The organism is Flavobacterium sp. (assembly GCF_031409475.1).
Classification (GTDB): Bacteria; Bacteroidota; Bacteroidia; order Flavobacteriales; family Flavobacteriaceae; genus Flavobacterium.
The window spans coordinates 37,838-48,694 of the sequence record NZ_JANNXH010000020.1 but is presented as its reverse complement, the minus strand read 5'-3'; the positions used below and the strand labels follow the sequence as shown (position 1 = coordinate 48,694).

The window sequence follows — 10,857 nt, the reverse complement described above, 5'->3', positions numbered from 1 at the left end:
ATTTATTTACACAAAGAAAATGGTGGCGTAAGCAGTGCTAGGAATCTTGGAATCGAGAAAGCTAAAGCAGCCTATATACTCACACTTGATGCCGATGATAAATACGAGGCAACCTTTCTAGAAAAAGCAACAACGGTTTTGTTAGCCAATGATGAATTGGGTATCGTAAGCAGTTGGGGCAGGTATTTTGTAGGCGATAAACAATTGCAAGTATTTAAATCAACAGCGAAATCAGGTACCGATTTTTTGTTTTATAATGGGGTCAATATGGGTTCATCGTTATTCCGAAAAGAATGTTGGGAGCAAGTGGGCGGTTATGACACCAATCCAAGAAACGGATACGAAGATTGGGAGTTTTACCTGCGAGTATGCGCTTTAGGTTGGAAAGTGCATGTTATTGAAGAAGTACTCTTTTTTTACAGACAACATCAGGTTTCCAGACGAAAAGAAATGAATCAGAAGGAAAATGAAAATAAGAAATATATTTTTATCAAAAATAAGACAATCTATTTGGAACATTACGAAGTTTTCGTTGATCGCTATTTATCAATTTGTAATAAAGAAAATGCCGAAAATAATAAATACGCCAATACGATGGATTACAAAATAGGAGCTGCGATTTTGAAGCCAGTGCGAAATATAAAATGGTTTGTATTGAATTTATTTAAGTAATGCAAAATTGTTAGAAAAGCATAATGCAAAAATTTAGAATAATCGAAATAGCTTCCTTAAATCTGACAAATGACTGGTTTAACAATTAACCAATGCCATACAGAGCTTTAAAAGTTTAAACTCTTTAAGGTATTTAAGTTCATTTAATAAATAAAATAAAAATCTGTGCTCGTCAGCTTTTTAGATTTGAAAAAATTATATATTTTATTTATCAAAATTATAATATCTTTGGATAAAACATAAAAAGGGTAGTTACGCATACTGATTAAAAGGTTTCCTACTAACATTGAATAACAAAGAGTAAAAAAATGAATCAATTAGATGGTGCTTTTTTGCAAAAATGTATAAATGCTTTAGAAAAAGCTTTCGAATTTTATAATGAATCCCCAGAAAACTCTGTTGAAAGAGACATTTATCGTTCGGCTTGTATTAAAGAATTTGAAATTATTTTGGAGCAAAGTGCCAAAATAATAAAAAAAATATTAAAAAGTTATGTGGTTTCTAGCATAGAAATAGATAAGCTGTATTTTAAAGATGTGTTCAGAAAAGCCTGCCAATTTGGAGTTTTAAATATTGAGGATGCTGAAAATTGGCTTGTTTATAGAGATAAACGAAATCAAACCGCTCATGAATATGGACAAAGTTTTGCCCAAAACATAATAGAAATACTCGATGTGTTTATAGTTGATGCAAAAAAAATAATGCTGTGTATAGAAAATTATAATAATGCAAATTAGAGATACCGATAAAGAAAGAGTTTTACAAATAGCGAATCAATCGTTTAAGATGCCCGTGGAAATTTGGGCTTTTGGTAGTAGGGTAAAAGAAACAGCTAGTGAAGGAAGTGACCTAGATTTAGTAGTAGTAAACAAGTCTAAAACTATAGAAATTAAAGCTTACATCGAGTTATTCAAAGAAAATCTAAAACAAAGTAATATTCCAATATTTGTTCAAGTATTTGAATGGGATGCTATGCCAAGCAATTATATTGCAGAAATTAAAAAGCAGCATCAAGTAATTTTTAAAAACTAAAAAATACTTTCTTAAGTAAAACAGGTAACCTATACATTGTTCAAATCAACACCCAATACCCAGAACCTCTAACTTCCTTCATTGAAAGACATCATCCTCAAAGCCTAAACCTTATAATTCCTTAAATGCCTTATATGGTAAAAATAATTCACCATATAAGGCATAAAAGTTTCATATAAGAAAAAATAAAATAACTTTGTGCTTTAGCGCAAAAAGTATTAATTGGTTAACTGTTTAAACGATTAACCCATAACCCACAACTCATAACCTCCCTTGAAAGACATCATCCTCAAAGCCGAAAACATCTCTAAACAATACCGTCTCGGACAAGTAGGAACAGGCACGTTGACCCACGACCTGAACCGCTGGTGGCATCAGGTTCGTGGTAAAGAAAACCCGTATTTAAGAATTGGCGATACCAATGACCGCAGTACCAAAGGCGAAAGCGACTATGTTTGGGCATTGCAAGACATTAATTTTGAGGTAGAACGCGGTGAAGTTCTAGGCATTATAGGCAAAAACGGAGCAGGAAAATCTACGCTTCTCAAAATATTATCTAAGGTTACTGCACCAACCACAGGAAGCATAAAATCTCGAGGACGCATTGCTTCTTTGCTCGAAGTAGGCACGGGATTTAATGGTGAAATGAGCGGACGCGAAAACATCTTTTTGAACGGCGCCATACTGGGAATGACCAAAAAAGAAATTGCCTCGAAGATTGACGAAATCATTGACTTCTCGGGTTGTGAGCGCTACATCGACACACCCGTAAAACGCTACAGCAGCGGGATGACGGTACGATTGGCTTTTGCAGTTGCCGCATTTCTCGAACCAGAGATTTTGGTGATAGACGAGGTTTTGGCCGTAGGCGATGCCGAGTTCCAGAAAAAAGCCATTGGCAAGATGCAGGATATTTCTAGAAATGGCGGACGAACGGTTTTGTTTGTGAGTCATGATTTGAGTGCAATAAGCACTCTCGCAACAAGAACTATTGTTTTAAGTAATGGCAGTATTTTAGCAATTGAGGAAACAAATAAAGCTATTTCTATTTATTCTTCTATGCAACAAAATGAGAGTATTTTTGTTCAAAATGAGTTGGTGGATAAGCCATCCATAACAAAGGTAGAAATTGTAACATCAGAAAGGGGAACTTTACAGGCAAATGGTAAACCCTTCAAAATTAATTTTGAAATAAATATGCTAGATGAAAATTACGAGAATATCTCTCTCTCTTTTCAAATAATTAACAACTTAAATAAAGCGATTATATTTGCGTATATTTTTGATAACAATATATCTATTTGTAGAAAAAAAGAGGTTAATAAATTGAGTTATGAGTTTGATAATTTGCGTCTTTATAAAGGAAATTATTATCTAAAAATGCATTTGGCAAACTCCAAAACGAGAGAAAAATTTCAGGAATTTGATTGTTGTAGTTTTGAAGTAGAAATGATTAACCAAATAGAACCAGAATGGGGTTGGCAAAATAATGTTTGTCAATATATTGACGAAGGCAAATGGATTACTTTAGAATAAGATTAAACTGAAATTATGAAGATTTTTTTTAAAAAAAATAAAGCCAAAATTATATACAATAAGTATAAAGATTACACTATGATTCCAGAATCAGTATATGTGGACAATCTTTTACTATGTGATAGTGTTAATGTAATAGATGGATGTATTGTAGAATGTGGAGTTTGGAGAGGGGGAATGATTGCAGGTATATATGATTATGCAAAACTAAAAAGAAAATGTTTTCTATTTGATAGCTTTGAAGGGTTACCAGATGTAAAAGAAAATGACGGTAAAGCTGCAAAGATTTGGCAAGAAACAAATAACGGTGTAGGATTAGATAATTGCAAAGCAGAAATTTTGTTTGCTGAAAAAGCGATGAAGTTAGCGAACTCAAAAAATCACAATATTGTTAGAGGTTGGTTTGATATATCGATACCTAATACTAAAATATCTGAACCAATTGCAATTTTGAGATTAGATGGAGATTGGTATGATTCTACTATGATTTGTTTACAGAATTTATACCCATTGGTTGCAGAAAATGGATTAATAATAATTGATGATTATTACGCTTGGGATGGCTGTTCCAGAGCTGTTCATGATTATTTATCTAAAAATAATTTGCCTCTTCGAATATCACAAACAAAAAATGGTGTTTGTCATATTGTAAACACAAAACAAGGTAGAAAACTATAAAATTATGACGCCGAAAGATTATAATGACAATTTTCACGATTTTCATTTTAAAAACTCAATAAATTCTGCCAGGCAAATAGTGCCATTATTTTTATCCTATTTTAAAGCAAATACAGTTTTAGATGTTGGTTGCGGTCTAGGAACTTGGTTAAAAATTTTTGAAGAAAACCAATGTGAAGTTTTTGGAATCGATGGTAATTATGTTCAAATTCAAGATTTAGTTATAGACGCAAATAAGTTTAAACCCTATAATTTAAATTTAGCCTATAATTTAGAAAAGAAATTTGATTTGGTGATTTCATTAGAAGTTGCAGAACATATTTTACCAGAAAATGCCCAAACATATATAGATTCTATGTGTTTGCATAGTGATATTGTATTGTTCTCTGCTGCAATTCCTGGTCAAGAAGGCACATTGCATTATAACGAACAATATAATGAGTATTGGGTTGCTCTTTTTGCTCAAAATGGATTTCAGTGTATTGATTTTTTAAGACATGAAATTTGGAATAATGACAAAACTAGCTGGTGGTACAGACAAAATATTTTGATTTTTATCAGAGAATCCGAAAGGAGTAATGTGAAATACGACTTACTAACAAAAGAAAAGAATCCTTTTAAAAACTCCTATGTTCACCCGTTTTTATTTGAATACAAGTGTAATAAAGTTTATGGATTAGAAAAAAAAGTCGCACAATTAGAGCAGGTTTTAAATAATCCTATTCAGCTTTTAAAATATTATTTAAAAAAGGTAAAATCGAAACTTAAATGAAAAGAGCAGATAATCTTGCCCGATTAACGAATGTTGAAAAAATTGATATTTCAAACACAAATTATTTGGTTTACTTGTATTTTCATCGAGAATTAAACACGGCTATTCAAAAATATGCAAAAGGCAAATTATTAGATATTGGTTGCGGCAATAAACCTTATGGAGATTGGTTTGAGAGTAAAATTACAGAATATATTGGTTGTGATATTGTACAATCGAGCGCAAATCAAGTGGATTTATTATGTAAAGCAAATAACATTCCGTTAGAAAATGAAAGTTTTGACACCGTTTTTTCTACTCAAGTTATTGAACATGTAGAAGATCATCAAGGAATGGTAAATGAAGCGTATCGATTATTAAAACCAGATGGGTATTTCGTTTTATCTGGTCCGATGTATTGGAACTTACATGAAGAACCGTATGATTTTTTTAGATTTACAAAACACGGTTTCAAATATATTTTAGAAAAAGCAGGTTTTGAAATATGCGAAATTACTCCAAATGGTGGTGCATGGGCAACTCTTGGACAAGTTATAAATCACACCTTTGAATTTAGAAATCCTAATGTGAATATAGTAGTTAAAGGATTGAAATATTTATTTCGAAAATTGAGAATACACATACTTGTAAATAGAATTTTCAGGTATTTAGACAAAAAAGATTTCAATCCGATAAACACAATGAATTATGTTGTCGTAGCAAGAAAAAAATAACATGAACCCAATTATATCCATAATCATTCCTTGTTACAATTCTGAAGCGACTTTAGATGCGACTTTAGAGTCAGTAATTTGTCAGGATTTTCAAGACTGGGAAGCAATCATAGTCAATGATGGTTCAACGGACACAACAGAGGAAATTGCTTTAAGTTGGGTCAAAAAAGACAACAGATTCAACTATTATGCCAAGCAAAATGAAGGTTTGGGTAAAACTAGAAACTACGCAATAATCAGGTCAAATGGTATTTATATTTTGCCATTGGACTCTGATAATTTATTGATGAAAGATTTCATCCAAGATGCAATTCTCGTTTTTGAAAAAAATCTAAAAATTGGAGTTGTTTATGGCAATGCTGAATATTTTGGGGAAAGAAAGGGACTTTGGGTAGTGGATGATTATAAATTTGAGAAAATGTTGGTTCATAATTATATTGATGCTTGTGCAATTTACAAGAAGAAGTTTTGGAAAGAAGTAGGTGGTTATGATGAAAACATGCCGTATCAAGGTCATGAAGATTGGGAATTTTGGATTGCTTTAGGAAGTTTAAATGTGAAGTTTCATCATTTAAATGCGATTACTTTTAAGTATTATGTTTCAAAGAATTCCATGATAAGATCCTTTACGAGTGAAATGCATGAGATGAATAATAATTATATTTTTAAAAAGTATTGCACCCAATATCAAAACCATTTTAGAACGCTTTATTTGAAAAATCAGAAAATAGAATTAGAACATTTGAAAACTCTTAAAAGCGAAAAATTTGTAATCGATTTATTTTGTAGTACTTTTTTTAAATTCTCTATATTTGGGATATATAAAATAAAAAAATAGTAATGTTAGCCATAGTAATCCCATATTACAAACGTACTTTTTTTGAAGCCACGTTACAATCATTGACCAATCAAACGGATAAACGGTTTAAAGTATATATAGGTGATGATGCGAGTCCAGAAAATCCAAGAGAGTTATTAGAAAAGTATAAAGATCATTTTGATTTTGTTTATCATCGCTTCGAAGAGAATCTCGGAGGAACTTCATTAGTACAGCAATGGGAACGATGCTTGGCATTGTCCGGTGATGAAGAGTGGGTCATGATTTTGGGTGATGATGATGCATTGGGTGATAATGTGATTGCTTCCTGGTATACAAATTATAATTTTTTTAAAAGGGAATCAAATTTAGTGCGATTTGCAACCAAGATTATTCAGGAAGAAACTAACACTATTTCTTCAGTTTACACGCATCCAATTTGGGAACAAAACAGTGAATTTTTTTATAGAAATTTCAAGGGACAAACTCGGAGTTCTTTGTCGGAATATGTTTTTACTAGAAAGTCCTATTTAAAATATGGCTTTAAGGATTATCCATTAGCATGGCATAGCGATTGTTATGCGTGGTTAGAATTTCCGGACGGCAAAATGATTTATACCATAAATGAAGCCATTGTTTTTTTTAGAATTTCAAAGATCAATATTTCAGGAATACAAGATGATTTAGATCTAAAAAAGCAACTAAAAATTCAATTTATTAAAGATGTTCTGACCAAAAAATTAATGTTGTTTAAAAAATATCAACGACTAGAATTGTTAATGTTCTATGAGGCAACTATAAAAAAAAACAGAAAGTTGACTTTAAAGGAGTGGTTCTTTTTGATACGATTGTATTTAATTAATTTTGGTATAATTCCTTTTATCAAAAGTATTAGGAGATTTTTAATCAATATTTTTAATTTATAAATTAATGTACGATATCCCTATTCTTTTTCTCATTTATAATCGGCCAGAAAATACCCAAAGAGCTTTTGAGGTAATAAAAAATCAAAAGCCCAAGTACTTATATGTTGCAGCAGATGGAGCTCGTCCTAATACTAATGAAGACTGGGAAAAATGTAAAGTAACTCGAGAACTTGTCATTAAAGGAATTGATTGGGATTGTGAGTTGAAAACTTTGTTTAGGGAAGAAAATTTAGGTTGTGGCAAAGCTGTTCAAAACGCTTTAGACTGGTTTTTTGGTGAAGTTGAAATGGGGCTTATTATTGAAGATGATATATTACCTGACCCTTCATTTTTTAAGTATACCGAAATATTGCTTCATCGCTTTAAAGATAATACCCAAATCTTTTCAATTAATGGATGTAGTTTAGCTTATGAAAATCATAAATATGATTTTGGTTTGACTCGTTATTTTAATATGTGGGGTTGGGCTTCATGGCGACGATCGAATGACTTGGTTAATAAAACCTGGCCTACTTATGATGGAATCAATGATTTTAAAAAAGGCAGTAAATTATTAAAATCATTACGTTTGCCAACTATTTTACCCCACAAGGAATGGATTTATAAATGGCAGTATTTTTTTGATGCAACAAAAAGCGGAAAGATTGATACTTGGGATTATCAGTGGGTATACACCTGTTTGAAAAATCAACAATTTTGTATACGACCTAATTTGAATATGATCAATAATATTGGTTTTAACGAAAACGCAACACACACCAATCAAGCTCCACACATCAGATTGAGCAATATTAAAGTTAATGCTCTAAAAAATGCAAATGCCAATTTAAAAGGTAGACTCAAAATTGAACCTAAATATGAGATTATAAATGTTGCAGCGTACTGGAATGGAGTAGTTATTGATTATGCCAATTTCATCAAGAAAGTCAAGTTTTTTTTTAAGAAAACACTTAGAAATTTAATCAAGAAGTAATAAATTCTCGATTATTACAATCAATTGCAATAATCTTGAAGTGTTAAAAAATCTTTTAGAGCGACAGGAATCAAACCTTGAAGGAGTTTGAGTATATCTTAACTTAAAAACTTAAAGTATGTTTTAAACTTTTTAGCGTAATTTGAATTATTTTATAAAATGCAATCTTCAAAAGTACTTTAGAATGTAAAATGAATGAGAAAATAAAGAAAAGATATTTTTTTTTCGAATATTAGGATTATAACTGTTTGTCAATTCTAATTTTGTTAACCTATATAGGCTAATGGGAATCATATTATTTTAGATTTTAGACTTTCATCAACCAAATACGAGAAGAAAATTCTGGATACATTAGGACTACAATTGTATACCGAATCAATTTTTCAAAAAAATAAATATTAAATGACTAAAAGACTTTCCATTATCACCATCAACTACAACAATCTCGACGGACTTCAATGAACCGTGGCGAGCTTCGTGAACCAGACTTGACAAGCCTTTGAATACCTCGTTATTGATTGTGCTTCTACAAACAATCATAAAAGAGGCAATGTTTTGATGTAAATTCCGCCTTGTTACTTCATTGTAGGCTCTATTTTTTGTGTTTACGCGGTGATTAGACTTTGTTTTTACCGCAATAGTGCGGTGTATAAATGAAATTAGCACCGCATAATTTTTCTTTACGGTATATAAAGCCTATATTTACCGCAAAAAAGCGGCGTATATGTATATTCATCAGAAAAAAAATTGGCCAAAATTCACTTGGGATGCAGCTGTAATAACCCCTTTGCTGGGCGAAGTCAGGCATAGCCAAGGCAAAATATTAGGAGTGATGCAAGGACTTGGTTTTCGATTGCAAGAGGAAACTCTGCTTAAAACATTGACTTTAGATGTCGTAAAATCGAGCGAAATTGAGGGAGAACTATTAAATCCAGAACAAGTTCGTTCTTCTATTGCAAGACGATTGGGTATTGAAATTGCAGGTGCTGTTCCTGCAGAACGCCATGTTGAAGGTATTGTCGAAATGCTTTTGGACGCCACGCAACGATATGATGAATCATTAAGCGAAGAACGTTTGTATGGATGGCATGGCGCACTTTTTCCTACTGGTCGAAGTGGTATCCATAAAATAAAGACTGCTGCATGGCGTGACGATAGTATGCAAGTAACTTCTGGCCCAATGGGAAAAGAAACAATACATTTTGAAGCGCCAAGCGCAGACAAAGTACCTGCAGAAATGGTTGCTTTTTTAAATTGGTTCAATGGGTATCAAACTATAGACCCAGTATTGAAAGCTGCACTTGCTCATTTGTGGTTTGTTACCATACATCCATTTGAAGACGGTAACGGTCGTATTACAAGAGCTATAACCGATATGCAGTTAGCTCGAGCCGACCATAGTAAAAAACGTTTTTATTCGATGTCAGCCCAGATTCAAGCGGAGCGCAACAGCTATTACACTATTTTAGAAACTACCCAAAAAGGAGATTTGGATTGTACTGCTTGGGTAAAATGGTTTTTAGATAGTTTACTGCAATCGATGGAACAAACCAATGAAACTATTGGTTCTATTTTAAAACGAGCTCAATTTTGGGAAATCCATCGTGCTGTTGATTTTAACACACGCCAACAAAAAATACTGCAACTGCTTTTAGATGAATTTTTTGGTAAGCTTACCGTTTCTAAATATGCCAAAATCACCAAAGTTTCTACCGATACGTCCCTCAGAGATATTCAAGATTTAATAAGTAAAGAAGTCTTAGAACAGGAAGGCAGTGGTCGAGGAACTTCGTATAAGTTATATGCTTTTTAAAAACTGTTTAATTGTTTAATCCGATTCAAAAGACAAAAATAATTTCCTAAATTGCGTTGTTTTTATTAAAACCCCCAATGCCTAAACTCACCATCATCACCATCAACTACAACAACCTCGAAGGGTTGAAGCGAACCGTGGAGAGTGTTCTGAATCAAACTTGGCAAGAGTTTGAATATTTTGTTATCGATGGCGGTTCTACTGATGGCAGTGCGGCTTTTATCGAAAGTCAAAACGCGAACATTGATTATTGGGTAAGTGAGCCTGACAAAGGGATTTACAACGCGATGAACAAAGGGATTGCAAAAGCCACTGGAGAGTATTTGTTGTTTTTAAATAGTGGAGATCATTTTTTCAACAATCAAGTTTTAGAAGAAACTTCTCAGTGTTATAATTCTTATGATTTAATCTGTTTTGATGTGCACATGATTAAGAATGGGAATTCTAGAACGGTCAAGCATCCTGACAAGTTGCGTTTTTCTGATTTCTATTTGAATGGTTTGAATCATCAATCAGTTTTGATTAGAAAAGAACTTTTTGAGACAATAGGCTTGTATGACGAAAATTTGAAAATTGTATCCGATTGGAAATTTTTTATTTTGGCATTGTTTGTCCATAATTGCACATACATCAATATAAACAAAACGCTGTCAACTTATTACGTGGATGGGATAAGTGCGCAATTAATAGAGAATCATTTGAATGAAAGAAATCAGGTTTTAGTTGAATATTTTAGTGCATTTATTTTAGATTATGAAGAATGGCACAAGAATCGTAATTTACTTGAAATGAATCGATTTAAAATGTTGTGTGAAATCGAAAAATCAATATTTGCAAAGAAAATGACATCTGTTTTTTTAAGAATATTAATGGTTTTGTTTTCCAAAAAAAGAATAAAAGAGTTACTGGGGGTAAGATAATAATG

12 protein-coding genes are annotated in these 10,857 nt (G+C 32.2%); all 12 read left to right on the top strand.

Annotated features, from left to right (window positions below):
• Positions 1-672: glycosyltransferase family A protein (locus RMO53_RS04160; RefSeq protein ID WP_310378322.1), on the top strand; the 672-nt coding region annotated here is incomplete at its 5' end.
• A gap of 308 nt (positions 673-980) precedes the next feature.
• Complete coding sequence (locus RMO53_RS04155; RefSeq protein WP_310378319.1) at positions 981-1,409, top strand: HI0074 family nucleotidyltransferase substrate-binding subunit; 429 nt, start codon at positions 981-983, stop codon at positions 1,407-1,409.
• Positions 1,399-1,704 (top strand): nucleotidyltransferase domain-containing protein, encoded by a 306-nt coding sequence (locus RMO53_RS04150; RefSeq protein WP_310378318.1) that lies wholly within the window; start codon positions 1,399-1,401, stop codon positions 1,702-1,704. The genes RMO53_RS04155 and RMO53_RS04150 overlap by 11 nt, the downstream gene beginning before the upstream one ends.
• Positions 1,705-1,977: 273 nt before the next feature.
• A complete protein-coding gene (locus tag RMO53_RS04145; RefSeq protein WP_310378316.1) occupies positions 1,978-3,240 on the top strand; it encodes an ABC transporter ATP-binding protein in 1,263 nt (420 codons plus the stop codon).
• A gap of 78 nt (positions 3,241-3,318) precedes the next feature.
• The gene (locus RMO53_RS04140) at positions 3,319-3,918 is read left to right on the top strand and encodes a TylF/MycF/NovP-related O-methyltransferase (RefSeq protein WP_310378314.1); all 600 of its coding nucleotides are present in this window, start codon (positions 3,319-3,321) and stop codon (positions 3,916-3,918) included.
• A 4-nt stretch (positions 3,919-3,922) separates the two neighbouring features.
• A complete protein-coding gene (locus RMO53_RS04135) occupies positions 3,923-4,690 on the top strand; it encodes a class I SAM-dependent methyltransferase (protein ID WP_310378313.1) in 768 nt (255 codons plus the stop codon).
• Positions 4,687-5,403 carry a class I SAM-dependent methyltransferase gene (locus tag RMO53_RS04130; protein ID WP_310378312.1) on the top strand — a complete coding sequence of 239 codons (717 nt, stop codon included), beginning with the start codon at positions 4,687-4,689 and terminating at the stop codon, positions 5,401-5,403. Before RMO53_RS04135 ends, RMO53_RS04130 begins: the two co-directional genes overlap by 4 nt.
• A gap of 1 nt (position 5,404) precedes the next feature.
• A complete protein-coding gene (locus RMO53_RS04125) occupies positions 5,405-6,241 on the top strand; it encodes a glycosyltransferase family A protein (protein WP_310378310.1) in 837 nt (278 codons plus the stop codon).
• Positions 6,242-6,243: 2 nt separating this feature from the next.
• Positions 6,244-7,146 carry a glycosyltransferase family 2 protein gene (locus RMO53_RS04120; protein WP_310378308.1) on the top strand — a complete coding sequence of 301 codons (903 nt, stop codon included), beginning with the start codon at positions 6,244-6,246 and terminating at the stop codon, positions 7,144-7,146.
• 4 nt (positions 7,147-7,150) lie between these two features.
• Positions 7,151-8,119 (top strand): glycosyltransferase family A protein, encoded by a 969-nt coding sequence (locus RMO53_RS04115; protein WP_310378306.1) that lies wholly within the window; start codon positions 7,151-7,153, stop codon positions 8,117-8,119.
• Between the two features lie 724 nt (positions 8,120-8,843).
• Positions 8,844-9,932 carry a Fic family protein gene (locus tag RMO53_RS04110; protein ID WP_310378305.1) on the top strand — a complete coding sequence of 363 codons (1,089 nt, stop codon included), beginning with the start codon at positions 8,844-8,846 and terminating at the stop codon, positions 9,930-9,932.
• Between the two features lie 77 nt (positions 9,933-10,009).
• On the top strand, positions 10,010-10,852 hold the full coding sequence (locus tag RMO53_RS04105; protein ID WP_310378303.1) for a glycosyltransferase family 2 protein: 843 nt from the start codon (positions 10,010-10,012) through the stop codon (positions 10,850-10,852).
• The last annotated feature ends 5 nt before the right edge of the window (positions 10,853-10,857 follow it).

What these genes read in the sequence shown, in the direction of transcription:
- RMO53_RS04155 (WP_310378319.1), top strand. Translation starts at nt 981, where the DNA reads ATGAATCAATTAGATGGTGCTTTTTTGCAAAAATGTATAAATGCTTTA.
- RMO53_RS04150 (WP_310378318.1), top strand. Translation starts at nt 1,399, where the DNA reads ATGCAAATTAGAGATACCGATAAAGAAAGAGTTTTACAAATAGCGAAT.
- RMO53_RS04140 (WP_310378314.1), top strand. Translation starts at nt 3,319, where the DNA reads ATGATTCCAGAATCAGTATATGTGGACAATCTTTTACTATGTGATAGT.
- RMO53_RS04135 (WP_310378313.1), top strand. Translation starts at nt 3,923, where the DNA reads ATGACGCCGAAAGATTATAATGACAATTTTCACGATTTTCATTTTAAA.
- RMO53_RS04130 (WP_310378312.1), top strand. Translation starts at nt 4,687, where the DNA reads ATGAAAAGAGCAGATAATCTTGCCCGATTAACGAATGTTGAAAAAATT.
- RMO53_RS04125 (WP_310378310.1), top strand. Translation starts at nt 5,405, where the DNA reads ATGAACCCAATTATATCCATAATCATTCCTTGTTACAATTCTGAAGCG.
- RMO53_RS04120 (WP_310378308.1), top strand. Translation starts at nt 6,244, where the DNA reads ATGTTAGCCATAGTAATCCCATATTACAAACGTACTTTTTTTGAAGCC.
- RMO53_RS04115 (WP_310378306.1), top strand. Translation starts at nt 7,151, where the DNA reads ATGTACGATATCCCTATTCTTTTTCTCATTTATAATCGGCCAGAAAAT.
- RMO53_RS04110 (WP_310378305.1), top strand. Translation starts at nt 8,844, where the DNA reads ATGTATATTCATCAGAAAAAAAATTGGCCAAAATTCACTTGGGATGCA.
- RMO53_RS04105 (WP_310378303.1), top strand. Translation starts at nt 10,010, where the DNA reads ATGCCTAAACTCACCATCATCACCATCAACTACAACAACCTCGAAGGG.